General features: G+C 34.9%; 19 protein-coding genes. 14 read left to right on the top strand and 5 right to left on the bottom strand.

All coding sequences use genetic code 11. From position 1 onward, the window contains the following. Positions 1 to 36: 36 nt before the first annotated feature. Positions 37 to 1,086 (bottom strand): sensor histidine kinase, encoded by a 1,050-nt coding sequence (locus N4T20_RS12425; RefSeq protein ID WP_260669470.1) that lies wholly within the window; start codon positions 1,084 to 1,086, stop codon positions 37 to 39. 159 nt (positions 1,087 to 1,245) lie between these two features. On the opposite strand from N4T20_RS12425, the gene rlmD reads away from it, so the two are divergent. The 3 genes from rlmD to N4T20_RS12410 are packed head-to-tail and all read left to right on the top strand — an operon-like array spanning position 1,246 to position 4,015. After that, complete coding sequence (rlmD, locus tag N4T20_RS12420; protein WP_260669469.1) at positions 1,246 to 2,658, top strand: 23S rRNA (uracil(1939)-C(5))-methyltransferase RlmD; 1,413 nt, start codon at positions 1,246 to 1,248, stop codon at positions 2,656 to 2,658. Positions 2,659 to 2,664: 6 nt separating this feature from the next. Continuing rightward, positions 2,665 to 3,204, top strand: a complete 540-nt coding sequence (locus tag N4T20_RS12415) for a DUF6452 family protein (protein ID WP_260669468.1) — start codon at positions 2,665 to 2,667, stop codon at positions 3,202 to 3,204. Next, positions 3,176 to 4,015: a DUF6048 family protein gene (locus N4T20_RS12410; RefSeq protein WP_260669467.1), complete on the top strand. Its 840-nt coding sequence runs from the start codon at positions 3,176 to 3,178 to the stop codon at positions 4,013 to 4,015. The genes N4T20_RS12415 and N4T20_RS12410 overlap by 29 nt, the downstream gene beginning before the upstream one ends. Positions 4,016 to 4,163: 148 nt before the next feature. Here N4T20_RS12410 and N4T20_RS12405 read toward each other — a convergent pair whose 3' ends face one another. The 3 genes from N4T20_RS12405 to N4T20_RS12395 form a co-directional block, all read right to left on the bottom strand. Next, positions 4,164 to 4,856, bottom strand: coding sequence for an aspartate/glutamate racemase family protein (locus N4T20_RS12405; protein WP_260669466.1), 693 nt, complete (start codon positions 4,854 to 4,856; stop codon positions 4,164 to 4,166). Positions 4,857 to 4,871: 15 nt separating this feature from the next. Next, positions 4,872 to 5,108: a hypothetical protein gene (locus tag N4T20_RS12400; RefSeq protein WP_260669465.1), complete on the bottom strand. Its 237-nt coding sequence runs from the start codon at positions 5,106 to 5,108 to the stop codon at positions 4,872 to 4,874. 189 nt (positions 5,109 to 5,297) lie between these two features. Beyond that, complete coding sequence (locus N4T20_RS12395; protein ID WP_260669464.1) at positions 5,298 to 6,461, bottom strand: class I SAM-dependent RNA methyltransferase; 1,164 nt, start codon at positions 6,459 to 6,461, stop codon at positions 5,298 to 5,300. A gap of 136 nt (positions 6,462 to 6,597) precedes the next feature. Between N4T20_RS12395 and N4T20_RS12390 the strand changes: the two genes are divergently transcribed. From N4T20_RS12390 to N4T20_RS12370, 5 genes are all read left to right on the top strand, one after another. After that, positions 6,598 to 7,362: a class I SAM-dependent methyltransferase gene (locus N4T20_RS12390; RefSeq protein ID WP_260669463.1), complete on the top strand. Its 765-nt coding sequence runs from the start codon at positions 6,598 to 6,600 to the stop codon at positions 7,360 to 7,362. 97 nt (positions 7,363 to 7,459) lie between these two features. Continuing rightward, a complete protein-coding gene (locus N4T20_RS12385; RefSeq protein ID WP_260669462.1) occupies positions 7,460 to 8,128 on the top strand; it encodes a ZIP family metal transporter in 669 nt (222 codons plus the stop codon). Positions 8,129 to 8,717: 589 nt separating this feature from the next. Further along, complete coding sequence (gene murQ, locus N4T20_RS12380; protein WP_260669461.1) at positions 8,718 to 9,530, top strand: N-acetylmuramic acid 6-phosphate etherase; 813 nt, start codon at positions 8,718 to 8,720, stop codon at positions 9,528 to 9,530. Positions 9,531 to 9,606: 76 nt separating this feature from the next. Next, positions 9,607 to 9,828: a DUF6095 family protein gene (locus N4T20_RS12375; protein ID WP_260669460.1), complete on the top strand. Its 222-nt coding sequence runs from the start codon at positions 9,607 to 9,609 to the stop codon at positions 9,826 to 9,828. A gap of 75 nt (positions 9,829 to 9,903) precedes the next feature. After that, complete coding sequence (locus tag N4T20_RS12370) at positions 9,904 to 10,476, top strand: pentapeptide repeat-containing protein (RefSeq protein ID WP_260669459.1); 573 nt, start codon at positions 9,904 to 9,906, stop codon at positions 10,474 to 10,476. A gap of 95 nt (positions 10,477 to 10,571) precedes the next feature. Here N4T20_RS12370 and N4T20_RS12365 read toward each other — a convergent pair whose 3' ends face one another. Beyond that, the gene (locus N4T20_RS12365; RefSeq protein ID WP_260669458.1) at positions 10,572 to 11,375 is read right to left on the bottom strand and encodes a DNA alkylation repair protein; all 804 of its coding nucleotides are present in this window, start codon (positions 11,373 to 11,375) and stop codon (positions 10,572 to 10,574) included. A 131-nt stretch (positions 11,376 to 11,506) separates the two neighbouring features. Here N4T20_RS12365 and N4T20_RS12360 point away from each other — a divergent pair, with 131 nt between their 5' ends. The 6 genes from N4T20_RS12360 to N4T20_RS12335 all read left to right on the top strand — a co-directional run bounded on the left by N4T20_RS12360 (position 11,507) and on the right by N4T20_RS12335 (position 17,495). Continuing rightward, positions 11,507 to 11,857 carry a winged helix-turn-helix transcriptional regulator gene (locus tag N4T20_RS12360; protein ID WP_260669457.1) on the top strand — a complete coding sequence of 117 codons (351 nt, stop codon included), beginning with the start codon at positions 11,507 to 11,509 and terminating at the stop codon, positions 11,855 to 11,857. Positions 11,858 to 11,868: 11 nt separating this feature from the next. Next, positions 11,869 to 12,444, top strand: coding sequence for a DUF1572 domain-containing protein (locus tag N4T20_RS12355; protein ID WP_260669456.1), 576 nt, complete (start codon positions 11,869 to 11,871; stop codon positions 12,442 to 12,444). Positions 12,445 to 12,740: 296 nt separating this feature from the next. Beyond that, complete coding sequence (locus N4T20_RS12350) at positions 12,741 to 13,112, top strand: DNA topoisomerase IV (protein ID WP_260669455.1); 372 nt, start codon at positions 12,741 to 12,743, stop codon at positions 13,110 to 13,112. A 195-nt stretch (positions 13,113 to 13,307) separates the two neighbouring features. Next, complete coding sequence (locus tag N4T20_RS12345; protein ID WP_260669454.1) at positions 13,308 to 15,227, top strand: DUF294 nucleotidyltransferase-like domain-containing protein; 1,920 nt, start codon at positions 13,308 to 13,310, stop codon at positions 15,225 to 15,227. Further along, positions 15,227 to 15,856 (top strand): PolC-type DNA polymerase III, encoded by a 630-nt coding sequence (locus N4T20_RS12340; protein ID WP_260669453.1) that lies wholly within the window; start codon positions 15,227 to 15,229, stop codon positions 15,854 to 15,856. The genes N4T20_RS12345 and N4T20_RS12340 overlap by 1 nt, the downstream gene beginning before the upstream one ends. Positions 15,857 to 16,019: 163 nt before the next feature. Continuing rightward, the gene (locus tag N4T20_RS12335) at positions 16,020 to 17,495 is read left to right on the top strand and encodes a hypothetical protein (protein WP_260669452.1); all 1,476 of its coding nucleotides are present in this window, start codon (positions 16,020 to 16,022) and stop codon (positions 17,493 to 17,495) included. Positions 17,496 to 17,545 lie beyond the last annotated feature (50 nt).

The raw sequence follows: 17,545 nt of genomic DNA, 5'->3' as shown, positions 1-17,545 counted from the left end.
TTATTAAGTTTTTGTAAATCTTAATAACCCTTCTTTTTATATGTCAAATTCAACCCTGAATTCTGCACCTTTATTCTTTCCTTCGCTCGATGCGGTCAATCGTCCTTTATTTCTTTCAATGATCTTTTTGCACAAATAAAGCCCAATTCCCGTCGAACCTTCACTTGCAGTTCCAAGTCGGCTCATTTTAGTGAATTTTTTAAATAATTCTTCAATCTGGTTTTTATCAAAGCCTATCCCTTTGTCCCTTACCGTTACGATCAATTTTGAATTTTCTGAAAAGATTCTAACTTTTATTTCACTTTCAAAATAAGAAAACTTAACTGCGTTACTGATTAGATTTACCAAAACCTGAATCAAAAGTCCCTCGTCTATTTTCAGTTTGGCTTCTGAAGATTCTAAAATCACATCCAGCCTTATATTTTTATCCAATAAGCGCTGCTCGACTTGTTCATTTATAAAAGGAAGAATATTAGAAAACGAAATTATTCTAGCCTCTTGATTTGTTTTTTCTATTTTGTCCTGTTCCTTCAGCAGCTTGATAAAATTTTCGATATACCTAAACTGAAGATCAGTTGATTCGCAAATTAATTCGGCAAGGTTTTTAACCGATTCTGATGGATTTTCGCTTATAATCAATTGAGCCAAGCCTTGCGGATTTCCAGCAAAATTCTTCAAATCGTGCGAAAGCATATAGATCAAATCCTGCTTTTCATTAATAAAGTTCTCAGCTTCATTGATAGATTCCTGTATGTTGCACAAAAGCAGTCCCGCTTCATCAGTATATTCTGTTGGGAGGGCAGACAATTTTCTCGAATTTCTGTAGTCATCTAAAGCTTTTGAAGCTGTTGCAATTGGTCTGATAAGCTTGTTTAAAACCAAAAGTGTTACGGCAGTTGCCAGCAATGTCATGATCAAAGAAAAAACAAGAATGGAAGCCGATGAAACTTCATGTTCAAAAAATAAAACAAAAAACAGAATCCCAATTAAAGGAATATGGATGCCGATAAAAGCGACAAATAGAAATTTAAAAGCATAACTTTTTTTTAGGAAACCGATTTGCGAGAGTTTATGATACAACTTCATAAAAAGCGAGGAATAAGCGTAGGTTAATAGCTGTTTTTGTTGGGGTCATTGCAAAAACAAAATTAACTTTTATACCCAATTAAACTAATATTTTGAATAATTTCTAAATTTTTTCAAAAATTAAATTTGTAAAAGTTTTCAAAGGCTTATTTTTGCGCTATGGGAAGAAAAAATACAGACAAAATTGTCTTTCATCAAATTCAAGTTCTTGATGCTGGTGCAAAAGGCGTATCAGTAGCCAAAGCACCTGACGGAAAAGTAATCTTTATTCCGAATGTGGTACCTGGAGATGTTGTAGACGTACAGACATTAAAAAAGAGAAAGGCTTATTACGAAGGTAAAGCTGTAAAATTTCACGAATTATCTGAATACAGAGTAGATCCAATCTGCGAACATTTTGGAGTGTGCGGCGGCTGCAAATGGCAGAATATGAAATACAGCCAACAGCTTGCATTCAAACAAAATGAAGTTAAAAACCACTTGCAAAGAATAGGAAAAATTGAACTTCCAGAATTTGAAGATATTTTAGGTTCTGAGAAACAGTTTTTTTATAGAAATAAAATGGAATTTTCTTTTTCTAACAGCCGTTGGCTAACAGAAAAAGAAATTGGAAGCACTGAAGATTTAGGAAATAGAAACGCTCTAGGTTTTCATATTCCGAAAATGTGGGATAAAATTCTAGACATCAACAAATGTCACTTGCAGGAAGATCCTTCAAATGCTATTCGCAACGAAATAAGAGCATTTGCAAACGAGCATAATTTAGCTTTTTTTAATCCGAGAGAACATTCTGGATTATTGAGAACTGTTATGATTCGTACTGTTTCTACTGGAGAAATTATGGTTTTAATTCAGTTTTTTGAAGATGACCAAGAAAACAGAGAATTAATCCTGAACCATTTACACGAGAAATTTCCGCAAATTACTTCATTGCAATATGTGGTAAACGGAAAGCAAAATGATACAATTTACGATCAGGATGTTGTTCTTTACAAAGGAAGAGATTACATCTTGGAAGAAATGGAAGGTTTAAAATTCAGCATTAATGCAAAATCTTTTTACCAGACCAATTCTGATCAAGCTTACGAATTATACAAAATAACTAGAGATTTTGCTGGCCTTACAGGAAACGAGACTGTTTATGATTTATATACAGGAACGGGAACGATTGCTCAGTTCGTTTCTAAAAAAGCAAAAAAAGTAATCGGAGTAGAAAGCGTTCCTGAAGCTATTATTGATGCTAAAGCCAATGCAGAACGCAATAATATTACAAATTGTGAGTTTTTTGTTGGTGACATGAAAGTAGTCTTTAATGAAGCTTTTATAGCACAGCACGGAAAACCTGACGTTATTATTACAGATCCGCCTCGTGACGGAATGCATAAAGATGTTGTGGAGCAAATCTTAAAGATTGCGCCAAAAAGAGTCGTTTATGTAAGCTGTAATTCTGCAACTCAAGCACGTGATTTAGCTTTAATGGACGAAAAATACAAAGTGACGCGTGTGCGACCTGTAGATATGTTCCCGCAGACACATCATGTTGAAAATGTTGTACTTTTAGAACTTCGATAAAAATAGATGAAAAAACTAATCTCTCTTTTACTGCTCTTTACTTTTGGCTTGTCTAGCTGCGAGAAAGACGATATCTGCGACGCCAATACGCCAACTACTCCTAGATTGGTTATTACGTTTTATGATATTTCCAATCCTACGAAAACTAGAAATGTGAGTAACTTAAAAGTTATTGGCGAAGGAATGGATCAGGGAATTGTTTTTAATGAAAGTCTTGCTGTAGATGATCCGTTGAGATATGTAACCAACGGAAGCAGCGTTATGATTCCTTTAAAAGTAAACGACACCACAACAACCTTCAAGTTTATTTACAACTCTTTAAGCGAAACGCCTACAACAATTAATACAGATGTGCTTAAATTTAACTATAGCACACAAAATGTATATGTTTCGAGAGCCTGTGGCTTCAAAACTACTTTTCAGCTAAGAAGCACCTTACCTGTTGTTCAAACTGATCCAGACGGTAGTATCTGGATGACCGAAGTTGATTTAGAAAACCCTAACATTGAATTTGAAAATGAAACACACATTAAAGTTTATTTTTAGTCTTTCATTATTGTTTTCAATGTTTTTAGGTTTTGCTCAGGATGTGCCTGAGATTTCTAAAAATAAAGACACATTAACGACTAAAAAGCCTCAAACAGAAAAAACTGCAAAGACGGCAAAACCAGTAATTCAGGAAGCTCCAAAAGACAGTGTTGTAAAAACAGACCGCTACGGACTTCGAGTAGGTGTTGACCTGTACAAACTAACACGCGGACTTTATGACAAAAATTATAAAGGAGTGGAATTTGTTGGAGACTGGCGCTTGACCAAAAAATACTATATCGCTGCAGAATTAGGCTACGAGGATAAAACTACAGAAGATGACCGCTTAACTTCTTCGGCTAATGGAACTTATATTAAAGCAGGTTTTGACTATAATTTTTATCAAAACTGGCTGGACATGGAGAATCTTATCACGATAGGAATGCGTGGCGGTTTCAGCACTTTTAGCCAAGAATTGCATAACTATAAAATCTATAACCCTAATCCGTATTGGGGAGAATTGCCTCCAATAGCCACAGATCAAAAATACAGTGGTCTTACGGCAACATGGATTGAGGTTGCAATGGGATTAAAAGCTAAAGTTTTCAATAATGTATTTGTTGGTTTTGGCGTTCAGCTGAAACTTTTGGCTACCAATAAAGAACCAAATAATTTCGAGAATCTTTACATTCCGGGATTCAACAGAACTTATGACGGAAGTTTCGGAATTGGTTTCAATTACACCGTTTCGTACTTTATCCCGATTTACAAGAAAAAAACAATGGCTTCTGAAACTGTAAAGAAAGAAGAGCCTAAGAAGAAAAAATAGTTTTTTTTAGCTGCTAAGTTTCTGAGCTTCTAAGATTACTAAGGCTCTAAGTTAAAAAAGCGATAAATTCAGATTGAATTTATCGCTTTTTTATTGAAGTTACGAACCTTAGCAACTTAGAAGCTCAGTATCTTAGAAGCTTAGCAGCTTATAATAATTGAAAATTAATCGCTGCTTGCGTGTGTATTAGCGTAGTATCAAAAATTGGAACGTTTAAGTCGCCTTCTTTTATGACTAGCGGAATTTCAGTACATCCTAAAATGATTCCTTCTGCTCCGTTTTTAATCAATTCATTTGCAATTTCTAAGTAACGTTTTTTTGTTTCCTCTGTCGCGATTCCTCTTCCTAACTCTTCAAAAATAGTATAATGAATAAAATCTTTAACATCCTCGCTTGCAGGAATTATCGCTTCAATTCCTTTTTCAGCAAGTTTATCTTTAAAGAAATCCAATTCCATTGTAAATTTTGTTCCCAGCAGACCTACTTTTTTCAGCTGTTTTTTCTCAATTTCAACCGCGGTTTCTTCTGCGATATGAATAAGAGGAATCTCAATGGCCTGCTGCAATCTATCTGCAATTAAATGCATGGTATTGGCGCATAAAAGAATTGCTTCTGCCCCACCCGATTTTAAAACTTCTGCAGCTTTAAAAAGCATATTAAAAGTCGAATCCCAATCGTTGGCATCGTTATTCTTTTTAATATCGGCATAATTAAAAGAGTAAATCAAACATTCAGAGAAATTTAGTCCGCCGAGTTTTTCATTAATTCCTTTATTAATTAAAGTGTAATAATCTGATGTAGAAACCCAGCTGATTCCTCCAATAAGTCCAATTTTCCTCATATAGCCATTTTTAAATTACTGAATTTCTTTGATTCCTTTTACAAAAAGCCATTTCATAAAAAGCTTTTCGCCGTCTTTAGTTCTCACAGCTTGAAATTTAGGCCCAACAATAGTTCCAATTACAAATGCCGTCATCGGAATCCAAATTCCAGTTAGTCCTGTGTAAGCAGCAATCAAATATCTAAATGCAAGAAATAGGATTGCAAAAGCTGCCAATTGGTATAAAAAAGCTCGTAGTTGTAGTTTTGACATTTTTTTATTTTTAAGGTTCAAAGTCGCAAAGGCTCATAGGGACAAAGTTTTTCTTTGCACTTTTAAAGCTTTGCAGCTTGAACAGGTAATATAATTATACTTTTAATACTCTTTTGAAGGCAAAAGTTTAAGTTTTCAAAAACGACAAAGAATTTCCCTTTGTCCTTTTGAACCTTTGTTACTTTGCAACTATTCAGAAACTTGAAATTTCGTTCTCTTGCTTCCTTCGTACATTTCGTATTTCACCAAACGTGCTTCAAGGCTTCCGTTGAAAAGTTTGATTTTTCTTGACGGTTTTAATCCGACAAATTTTAAAGCTTCTAAATTTGCTGTGATAAACCAAGCGTTTGTTCCTGGATAATTTTTCTTTAAAGTATCTCCAATATTAGCATAGAATCTTTCCATGTGGATATCTAAACGCTCATCATAAGGCGGATTGAAAACGATATGAAGTTTTCCTTCTGTTTCTTTTTCCGTATCAAAGAAATTTTCTTCATAAACTTTAATGTAATCCTCTAAATTGGCATTTCTGATATTATCTTTTGCTTTGCTAACTGCACTAGGGGCTTTATCAAAACCTTTAATCGTATAATGAAATTCTCTTGTCTTTTTCATTAAACTATCCACAATCTTATCAAACAAATCATTATCCCAATCTTTCCATTTTTCAAAAGCAAATTCTTTTCTATTGATGTTTGCAGGAATATTGCAGGCAATCATAGCCGCTTCTGCCAAGAAAGTTCCCGAACCGCACATTGGATCAAGAAAATGGCTTTGCCCTTCCCATCCTGACAATAAAAGGATTCCAGCTGCTAAAACTTCATTAATTGGCGCAATATTAGTAGCCGTTCTGTAACCGCGCTGATGAAGCGAAGCTCCAGAAGTATCTAAAGCTACAGAAACCTGATCTTTATCGATATGAATATTAATACGCAAATCTGGATATTGCTTATCTATGCTTGGCCTTTGGCCTGTTCTCTCTCTAAATTGGTCTACAATTGCATCTTTACATTTCTGAGAAACAAATTCAGAATGATTGAAATAAGTAGAATGCACAGTTGTATCAATCACAAAAGTCTGATTCGCATTTAAATATTTTGACCAATTTAAACCCGAAATGCCTTTGTATAAAGCCTGTTCGTTATTGGCTCTAAAAGAATAAATTGGCTTTAAGACTTTAAGAGCCGTACGCAAAGAAAGATTGGCTTTATACATAAAACCTTTATCACCTTTAAAGCTCACCATTCTCACTCCTTTTTCAACATCCTGAGCTCCAAGTGTGCGCAATTCTTTTTCTAATATTTCTTCAAAGCCAAAAAAACATTTGGCAATCATTTTAAAATTTTCTTCCATTTCTTTTTTAATTAAAAAAAGCCAATCGCCATAACATTTTATTATACTGGTATAAATACGTATCGAAGCGAAATAGTTATTTTTCGGCAAAAATACACTAAATTTGCCGGACTTTGAATTAATTGAAATAGAATAAATGTCTGAAGAACATAACGCATCAACCCCAAACCAAGAAGACGATAATCAAAACTGGTATTCTTCATGGTTTGATACGCCATATTATCACATTCTTTATAAGGATCGTAATTATCGTGAAGCTCAGATTTTCATGGACAATTTAACGCATTACCTTAACTTGCCTGAGAAAGCAAAAGTATTGGATTTAGCGTGCGGAAAAGGCCGTCATTCTATTTATTTAAATCAGCTGGGCTATGATGTTTTAGGAGCAGATTTGTCTGAAAACAGTATTGCCGAAGCCAGCATAAACAGCAATAAAACACTGCATTTTAAAGTGCACGATATGCGTGAGCCATTTGACGAAAAGTTTGATGCTATTTTCAACCTTTTCACCAGTTTTGGCTACTTTGAAAGCGACGACGACAATCTGACTACCTTGAAGGCGATTAAGGAAAGTCTGTCTGAATATGGCTTTGCTGTTATCGATTTCATGAACGTGACAAATGTGATAGAAAACCTTGTGCCGGAAGAAATAAAAACAGTTGACGAAATTGATTTTCACATCAAAAGATACGTTGAAGATGGGCACATTTTCAAAGAAATCGATTTTGAAGACAAAGGCAGAAAATATCATTTTACAGAAAAAGTAAAAGCACTAACTTTGAAAGACTTTCAGGATTTAATGGACGAAGCTGGAATTTTCCTTCTGGATATTTTTGGAGACTACAAACTCAAAAAATTCCATAAAACCGAAAGCGAAAGATTAATCATGATTTTTAAATAGCGTTTAATCGTTTAACCGTTAATTTGTTTAATCGCCAGAACAAATTGACTAAAAAAACCGATTAAACAATTAAACAAATTAACGATTAAACAAACAGATGAACTATTTATTACCCTTATTTTCTGTACTTTTAGGATATAGCGCGGCTTTGTTTATAAAACCCGAAAACAAAACCAATTTAAAATTACTGCTGGCTTTCAGCGGTTCTTTTTTATTGTCTTTAACCGTAATGCATCTTCTTCCAGAAGTTTACGAATCGCACAATCATAATATCGGAATCTTTATAATGGTCGGAATTTTATTCCAGATCGTTCTCGAATTTTTCTCTAAAGGCGCCGAACACGGACACGTTCACGGACACGCAAAAATGTCTCAGATTCCGTGGCTGTTGTTCATCAGCCTTTGCATTCACGCCTTTTTAGAAGGTTTCCCAGTAAGCCACCATCACGGTTTGGCTGTCGGAATCGCTATCCATCACCTGCCGATTGCGGTAATCTTAACGACCTTTTTCATCAATGCCGATTTAAATAAAAAAGCCATTTTTGTGTTCATGCTTACATTTGCCATTATGACGCCTCTAGGAACTGTGGCTTCTGAATATTTGCCTTTTTTAAGTAAATATTACACCGAAATAACGGCAATCGTAATTGGTATTTTATTCCACATCTCCTCAACGATTATTTTTGAAAGCAGCGAAGGTCATAAATTCAATGTTGCCAAAGTTTCTATGATCGTTCTCGGAATCCTTTTGGCATTCTTTTTATAATTTGGGCGTGCCACCATCCCGATAAGAGGGCAAATTTACTTTGAGGTTATTCGCCCTCTTATCGGGACGCTGTCGGGCTATCCGCGCTACTTCGGTAACCAGCTCCTATCCCTCACGCAAAAACGTTTCATGTTTCTCCCGAAGCTTCGGGAGAAAGTTTCATGTTTCTCCCGAAGCTTCGAGATCAAGTTTCTCTCGAAGCTTCGGGATCAGGTTTGAAATTTCATATTAGAAGTTCTCTTTACCATGTCAGGCTGAGTGAAGTCGAAGCCCATTACGTTGCACTCTTCTACTTTACTCAGAGTGACATCAATAAAATTAAAGCATAATGTTTTAACAGTAACCCGAAAAAATGCCTTTAATAGGGAAACGAAAACAGAAATTCGAGCAATTCCCTGTAGTAAATCTAATTTGTCCGTTTATCTTTCATGAATATTAAACAATCATAATATTTTAGTTTATGTAACAATGATGGCAATGAAGCGTCTTCATTCAAAAAAAATTAAAAGAAAATGAAGATTATAAAGCTTTGAACTTTGCGAGATTGAGATAAAATATATTAATTTTGACGAGTCTAAATAACTATAAAATGACATTTACGAAAACTACTGAACAAGCATCAAAATATGAACATTTAGAGAAAATGTCTGTTCATGAATTGTTATCTAATATTAACCAAGAAGACAAAACTGTTCCTTACGCAGTAGAAAAAGCTTTGCCACAAATAGAAGCTTTGATTCCGCAGATTGTCGAGAAATTAAGACTGGGAGGCAGATTGTTTTATATTGGGGCAGGAACTTCTGGCCGTCTTGGTGTTGTCGATGCTTCAGAGTGTCCGCCCACTTTTGGCGTTCCTTTTGATTTAGTAAATGGCATTATTGCCGGTGGTGATACAGCTATAAGACGTGCTGTAGAAAACGCTGAAGACAGCACCACAAATGCTTGGATTGATCTTCAAAATCATAAAATCACCTCAACCGATGTTGTAATTGGAATCGCTGCTTCTGGCACAACTCCTTATGTTATAAGCGGTTTAGAAGCTTGCAATAAAAATAATATCATTACAGGATGCATAACTTGCAATGCAGGTAGTCCGCTCGCATTGACTGCACAATTTCCTATTGAAGTTGTAGTTGGGCCAGAGTTTGTAACTGGGAGCTCTAGAATGAAGGCTGGAACTGCACAGAAATTGGTTTTAAATATGATTTCGACCGCTGCGATGATTCAGCTTGGAAAAGTAAGAGGAAACAAGATGGTCGATATGCAGTTAAGCAATGTGAAACTCGTTGACCGCGGCGTAAAAATGATTATGGACGAAATTTCGGTTTCTTACGAAGAAGCTTCTGAATTATTAAAAAAATACGGCAGCGTGAGAAATGCTGTTGATAATTATAAAAAGTAAAAAGTTTTCTGTAAAATTTGAAATGTTCTTTCAAACTATAACTTGAAACGAAGAAAACTTGAAAAAAAAAAAAGAAATGGCTACAAATAAAGAATTACTAAAAAAAGGCGTGAAATATTTATCGGGCGCTCTGCCTCTGATGTTTCTTGGTCCAACAATGATTTATAATGCTTTTCAGAATCAAGGCAACAACTGGCATTACCTTGTTTTAGGAATCGGAATTGTGGCTTGTCTCTCTTCTATGCTTTTGATCTTTTTGGGATTGAAAATCATTATGAAAGGTATATTTAATGACTAAATTAGTCTTCTAAAATAGACTCGACAGGTTTTAAAAACCCGTCGGGTTTCATTCGATTTTTTAAACTAAATAAATATGGAAAGTCTAATTCACATTCAGAAAACATTTGAAAAAGTTGTTTACATCGATAAACGAATAAACAATCGGGAGTTTGAAGACTGCGTGTTTAAAAATTGTGATTTTTCTAGCAGTAATTTTGGCTCAAATACTTTTTTAGACTGCGAATTTATTGACTGCAATTTGTCTATGACTAGTTTGGCTGGAACGAGTCTCAAAAATGTAACTTTTAAGAACTGTAAACTTCTCGGAATCGCTTTTAACGAATGTGACGATTTTTTATTCCAAGTATATTTTGAAGATTGCGTTCTGGATTATGCGCTTTTTTCGAATAAAAAAATGCCTAAAACCAAGTTTATCAATTCCTCTGTACGCGAAGTGACTTTTATAGGAACGAATTTAACGAGTTCTATTTTTGATAACTGCGACCTTGACGGCGCTATTTTTAATGAAACGCAATTGGCAGGAGTTAATTTTAAAACGGCTTACAATTATAAAATTGACCCTGAGTTCAACCCAATGAAAAAAGCACAGTTTTCTACCGAGGGAATTGTTGGATTATTAGATAAATATGACATTAAAATAGTATAGATTTTTTAGCCACGATTTTTGGTTTTTATACTTCAGCATAAAATGATTGAAATTATAATTGGTGGAAATCATTGAATTCGAGGCTAAAACAAACCTTATTTTTCAATTGTTCGCATCGCTTTTTTAATAATAAAAAGAGTTTCTTTTGTCGGATTTTCCTTTTTCCACTTTTGGCATAAATCTATAACAAAATCTGGCCTAGTTTTACTGGCATCATTCAGCCAGTTTCCAACACTGTCTTGCACATATTTTGAAGGATCACTTTTTAAAGAATCTAGAATCTTTAAAGCTAATTCTGGTTCTTGTTTAAGTTTTTGGATATGCTCGCACCAAACTCCTCTTGGCCGGGTTGCTTCAGTGGCGAAACGCCTTATATTTTCATCTTTACTAAAAGTCCATTCCAGTAAAATTTCAAGGCTTTCTTCTAAATTGCTTATGATGTTGGATCGAATTGCTAACCATGAAATTTCTCTGACACCAAAATGTTTATCGGCCGACAGAAACTGTATTTTCTTTAAAATTTCTTTAATCTTAAGTTCTTGATTTTTTCCAATTGTATAAGCAGACCAGCATCTCACCACATCCGATTTGTGTGTCGCCATTATTGAAAGTATATCAGAATCGTTGTTAAGAATTGATTCTGTTAATATTCCTGTTCCAATTGCTTCATTTATAGTGTTTACGGTTTGTTTTTTCAAATTTCTAATATCTGTTATGATAGGTTCCAGATATTGAGTCCGATTAGACTCCTTCAATATATTTTCTAAAAGTAGAATTTGATTAACTGCAAGCCATTCAACCAAGTTTGCTGTTTCAATTTCTCCTTTATTGAGCTGTTCTAAAACAGAAGCTGGAATCTCTTTTGCAGACCTAGCCCCTTTACGTTTTATATCTTCCATAGTTTTTTACTTTGATTCACCCAATCGTTTATTATGCTTAAAATTTTGATTATTTTTGTAAAGATCGGAAAGCCTGGCAATACTGGCAATACCGCATATTTTTACCCCATAGGGATATAAAAGTCAATTTTATGCAAACAAAGGAACGAAAAGCCGAAAATAAAATTTGTCCACTAGAAATTGCTGTAAATTCCATTAGCGGAAAATGGAAAATTCCGATTGTCTGGCAGATAAATGATGGCAAAAAAAGACCTAGCGAATTTTTGCGCGGCATTGCAAAAGTGGATCGACGTGTTTTAAATCAGCAGCTAAATGAGATGGTGGAAGATGGTATATTGATAAAACATTCGTTTAACGAACTTCCTCCACGAGTTGAATATACTTTGACCGAAACTGGAAAACAATTGGTAGAGATTCTTTGGAAACTAAATGACTGGGGAAAAATTTTAATTCAGGAAAACAAAATCGAACTTCAATCTTAAAATAGCAGATCATGAAAGCTGATAAATCTTACCTAGAAAGTGTAAAAAAGCAATTTTTATATTACAAAATGCTTGGCGAAAAAGCTATCGATCAGCTCGAACCTCCACAGCTTTTTGTTTCTTTTAATGATGATACCAATAGCATTGCTACTATCGTAAAACACATTTCGGGCAATATGCTTTCGCGCTGGACAGATTTTTTAACTTCAGATGGAGAAAAAGAATGGCGAAACCGTGATGCCGAATTTGAAAACGATTTGCAATCTAAAGAAGAGGTTATAGATGTTTGGAATAAAGGCTGGATTTGCCTAGAAAATGCTCTAGAAAGTTTACAACCCGAACAGCTTTCTGACATCATTTATATTAGAAACGAAGGACACACGGTTATTGAGGCCATAAATCGTCAGTTGGCACACTATCCTTATCATGTCGGACAGATTGTTTTTTATGCCAAACAATTGAAAAACAGCGAATGGAATAGCTTATCGATTCCGAGGAATAAATCTGCAAATTATAATGCTGAAAAGTTTGCCAAAGAAAAAGAAATCAAGAACTTTACCGATGATGAATTGAAGAAGCTCAAATGATCGAATATCATGCTAATATGGGAGGTTTTTGTTACTGGATTTTAATTAAATTCTGTCAAACAAAATTGTCTGATGAACAAGCTGATATAAACAAAAGGCGAAATTTATTTTTTCTTTGTTTTATAAATATCATTTTTGTCTCAATTGGAACAATTCTTCTTATATCTTAATATTCTAGCCCTGATGGAAGCGGCATTTTCCGATTTATAAAAACAAGGCTTTTTAGCCGTAGTTTTTGTTTACAGGGAATACAGCAGACAGCAGGAATCAGCTCCTAAAAAAACAACTTAATTAAAATGAAAAAAATACTATTCTTATTTCCGGTACTGGCTTTAGTATCTTGTTATAATACCGAACACAATTGCAAAGATTTTAAAACTGGAAAATTCAAATTTGAAACAGAGGTCAATGGCGTAAAAAAAACAACTTTTTTTGAACGCAAAGACGATATTGAAATCGAAACTTTTGAAGGCAAAACAGATACGGCAACTATTCGCTGGGTAAGTGACTGCGAATATGTGCTGCAGAAAAAACATCCAAAAAATATGGCTGAAGAAAAAGCCATCAGCATGAAAATTCTAACGACTTCTAAAGATTCTTATACTTTTGAGTTTGGCTTGGTTGGTTCTGAGGAAAAGCAAAGAGGAACCGTTTACAAAGTTGATTAAGACTTAATTTAAAATAGTGAAGGCTCCAGTTTTGGGGCTTTTTTTATGCCCGAAGCCGCTAAGGCACAAAGTATTTTTATTCTCATTTTTAAAGACTTTGCAACTCTGCACCTTTGTTCCTTTGTAGCTAAAAAAAGAATGTGTTTCTTTTACATTTCTATTTTAAATAGTACATTAGAACTTTAATCTAACCAAATGAAAAATACCATTTCGCAGAGAGTTGCTGACTTTTTAAAGGGTTTTCCGCCGTTTAATTTTCTGCATCAGAGAGATTTAGAAAAGCTGTCTGAACAAATTTCAATTCTATATAAAGAAAAAGATGCTGTAATTTTTGCCGAGAACGACAAAACGCATGACTCTTTTTATGTCGTGCATAAAGGTGCTGTTGCCCTCAAAAAAAGCACCAAAAACACCGTTTTAGATATGTGCGATGAAGGCGACATTTTTGGACTTCGTCCGCTTTTGGCACAGGAAAATTATGTTATGGAAGCAGTGGCGCATGAAGAGAGTATTTTGTACGCCATTCCTATTGCCGTTTTTAAGCCTTATGCGCTTGAAAATAGAAATGTCGGCAATTTCCTGATTGAAAGTTACGCTTCTAATACCCGAAACCCCTATTCAGATATTCATAAAGATAAATTATATGGCGACGATCAGCTGAATGAAAATCTGCATTCTAGCAATCATTCTTTTGATTTGGCACCTATCAAATATTCGAAAAAAATCGTAACCTGCAGTCCGTCAACAACCGTTAAGGATATTGCAAAAATCATGAATAAGAAAAAAGTGGGAGCTATTTTGATTGTAGATGAAATGCTTCCAATTGGCATTTTGACGGATAAAGACCTTCGAAACAAAATTGTTACCGGCGATTTTCCGATAACCACAACCGCCGAAACGATAATGATAAAACCTGTTATTACGTATCCAAAAAAAATGACGGTCACAGAGGCGCAGATGGCTATGATGAAAAGCAATATCAGTCATTTGTGTTTGACCAAGGACGGAACCGTAAACACAAAAGCAGTAGGAATTTTATCGAAACATGACGTGATGGTAGCGCTCGGAAATAATCCAGCAGTTTTGATAAAGGCTCTGAAACGCACTAAAAAAATCAAAGAAATAAAACCAATTCGTAACCGAATCATGCAGCTTCTTCAAGGTTATTTGGATCAAAATATTCCGATGACATTGATTACCAAAATCATTACAGAATTGAATGAAGCCTGCACTACTCGAGTTATAGAAATCTGTCTGGAAAAAATGAGCAGTCCGCCGCCTGTAAAATTTGCTTGGCTCGCGCTCGGAAGCCAAGGGCGCGGTGAGCAGATGCTGCATACTGATCAGGATAATGCGATTGTTTATGAAAATGTAAACGAAGTTTTTAAAGAAGAAACTAAAATTTATTTCTTAAAATTTGCTAGGCTTGTAAACAAAGGCCTTTTTGAAATTGGCTACGATTATTGCCCAGCCGATATGATGGCTTCAAGTCCGAAATGGTGCATGAGTTTGGACGAATGGAAAGCTCAGGTACATCATTGGATTACAAATCCTGGAAAAAATGAAGTCCTGCTTTCATTCATTTTCTTCGATTACAGCAAAACTTATGGTGATTCAGAAATCGTTAATGAACTGTCTGAATCTATTTTCGAAAACGTGAAAGCAAATCCGATTTTTTATATGCATTTGGTTAGCGGTGCTTTGCAAAGTCCTTCTCCAACTGGTTTCTTCAGACAATTCTTGGTTGAACAAGACGGTGCCAATAAAGATAATTTTGATATTAAACGAAGAGCTTTAATGCCTTTAACCGACGCAGCGCGCGTTTTAATTTTATCTCATTCGATAAAAGGAATCAGCAATACGGCAGAACGTTTTGAAAAATTAGCCGAATTGGAACCAAATAATAGAGAACTGTATTTGTCATGCTCTTATTCGTTTAAGGCGCTATTAAAATTTAGAACCAAACAAGGATTGCTGCATCATGACTCTGGACAGTTTATCGAGCTGGAATCTTTAACCAAAATGGAAAAAATTAAGCTGAAACGTACTTTTAAAACTATTAAAGAGCTTCAGGAACTGATTTCGGTTCGTTTTAATATCTCAAATCTGGTATAATGAGTTTATTCAATTTTTGGAAGAAAGAAGAAAATAATCTGTTCGATGAAAGTGTTACCATCGAAGAGACTCGTTTTGTAGTTCTAGATACCGAAACTACAGGATTTGACTACGATAACGACCGCATTTTGTGCATTGGAGCACTGGTTCTTCAAAACGGGTCTATTAATATTCAGGAAACTTTTGAGGTTTATTTGGAACAAGATCATTATGATAAATCGACAGCTCAAATTCATGGCATTTTAAAAGATCTGCTTATCAAACGTCCGACTGAACTAGAAGCTTTACAGCAGTTTTTAGATTTTTTAGGAGATTCTATAATCATTGCACATCATACCATTTTTGATGTTATGATGATCAATAAAGCTTTAGAACGTAATGGACTGCCTCAATTGCAAAACAAAACTTTAGATACGGCATATTTATACAAAAAGACTTTAATTCAATCGCATTTATTTGAGCGAAAAGATCATTATACCCTAGACGATCTGGCTGATAAATTTGATATTTCAAAAAAAGACCGTCATACTGCTTTGGGTGATGCGTACATTACTGCGATTGCCTTTCTTAAGATTGTAAAAAAGCTAAAAGAAAAGAAATCGGTCAGTCTAAATCAGCTCTTTAAGTAATTTGAAAACTTTTTTATGAGTCTTAAATTTACATTCGAAACTTTCAATTTACCTTTTCATAATACAAGACTTACAATTATTAGCATTAAGAAAAAATTAACATAACTTGTACTTTGTTTTAGAGAGATAGCTTTGCCTCAATCAAAAAAATAAAAAACAATTTATGAAAGCTAACTTTTTAAAATCGATTACCTTGCTTGGAATTGCAGGTCTTTCTGCAATAAGCTGTCAAAATGACGACAAAGATTCAAATAGCGTAAATGCTAGTATAGATTTTACTTCACAATCAAAAGTGCCACCTTTTGTTTATGCAATGAGCGGTTTTGAAAACTTAAAAATCAGCACTTTAATTTCAAGTGCAGATGTTCTTCCAAATTCACCTTCTTTTGTTTACGGGGCACAGCCAGACGGAGCTGGATTAATGAAAGATCCAAATGGCGATGGATACATTATGATTACAAACCATGAAATTATTCAATCTGTATCAAGAGTTTATCTAGATAAAACTTTCAAACCTGTAAAAGGAGATTATATCGTTGATGGTGTTGGAGGTCTAACTCGTTTATGTTCTGCAACTTTAGCAACTCCAGAAATCCACGGATTTGGACCAATCTTTTTAACTGCTGGAGAAAGCGGTCAGGAAAGTATGGTTCACGGAATCAATCCGCTAGGATTATCTTCTGACAAAGCGAGAACTGATAGAGTTTTGCCAGCTTTAGGAAAAGCAAGTATGGAAAATGCGGTTCCGCTTCCTAAAGAAGCTTATCCTGGGAAAACTGTAATTCTAATCGGAGAAGATCAATCGTATGCAACTTCTCACGTAAGCGCTGGTCAATTAATTATGTATGTAAGCACAGTTGGTGATTTATCTAACGGAAAATTATACGCTTTAAAAAGAACAGACGGAAATCAGGTTGAAAAGTCTATGACTCTAAATAGTTCATATCCTGTTGAATTTGTTGAAATTCCTAATGCTAAAAATTTAACTGGAGCTGTTATCAATACAACAGTTAATGATTTAAAAGCGATTCGTTTTTCTAGAGTTGAAGACGTAGATTACAGAAAAGGAAGCGCAAGCAACAATAGAGAAATTTATTTTACAGCTACAGGTCAAGCAACCAACAATGCTCCTGTTGAAGGATATACTATGTGGGGAAGAGTTTATAAACTAAAATTGGATGCAACAAACCCATTAAAAGGAACTTTAGAATTGGCTGTTGAAGGCGACAGCACTCCAGGAACCGGAATCATCAATCCTGATAATTTATGCGTAACAGAAAACTACGTTTACATTCAGGAAGATGGCGATAGCTACTACGCCGATGCAAAACACGATTCGTATATCTGGCAATATAATATTGCTACAAAACAAAACAAAGCGTGGTTAAACATGAACCACAAGAGAACAGACACAGCTTGGAATACGCTTTACAACCAAACTGGCGAAATGAGATTTGGAAGCTGGGAGTTTGGCGCAATGCAAGATATTTCAGATATCATAGGTGTTCCAGATACTTTCACAGTAAATATTCACCCTCATACTTGGCAGAGTGATGCATTCAAAAATGCTGATGGCTCTGGTACTCAAACTAATAAAGAGGGAGGGCAAACTGTAATTATCAGAAACGTACAACGATAACAATCACAGCCAAAATCTATTTGACAACCCTTATTTTGCGATAAGGGTTG

It is taken from the genome of Flavobacterium sp. TR2, from assembly GCF_025252405.1.
Taxonomy (GTDB): Bacteria; Bacteroidota; Bacteroidia; order Flavobacteriales; family Flavobacteriaceae; genus Flavobacterium.
The sequence above is the reverse complement of the archived record's forward strand: the minus strand, read 5'-3'. Positions and strand labels throughout refer to the sequence as shown.